Origin of the sequence: Christiangramia aquimixticola (genome assembly GCF_048285835.1) — a bacterium.
In the GTDB taxonomy this organism is placed as follows: domain Bacteria; phylum Bacteroidota; class Bacteroidia; order Flavobacteriales; family Flavobacteriaceae; genus Christiangramia; species Christiangramia aquimixticola.
Window position 1 is genome coordinate 1 of the sequence record NZ_JBLVTL010000274.1, and the last position, 288, is coordinate 288.

Sequence of the window (288 nt, forward strand, 5' to 3'; positions counted from 1 at the left end):
CCAAAAGCGAGCCGCCTTGGATGTGGTATTTGAGCGATTGAAGAAAGCGGGTTTTGGTCAATTTTTGGGCTTGGTTCATGATTTTCGAGCAGATCAGAAAAACCTTTTTGGAAAAATCAAAATCCAGATCGAATCGGTGGAGGAGTACCAAAGCCAAAACCGGGGAATCGATGCAATTCAATTGGAGCGGGAGCTTAGTCTGCTTTCTAAAACCATTTCGAGGCTTTCTGGAAAGTTTGAAGAGTTGCGTACAGCTCTCTTCGATGAAAAGCTCGCAGGAATTCCTTT

1 protein-coding gene is annotated in these 288 nt (G+C 44.1%); it reads left to right on the forward strand.

The window, feature by feature from the left end:
* Positions 1-16: 16 nt before the first annotated feature.
* Positions 17-288, forward strand: a 272-nt coding sequence (locus ACNKXV_RS14465; protein ID WP_417908405.1) for a hypothetical protein, incomplete at its 3' end; no start/stop codon positions are given.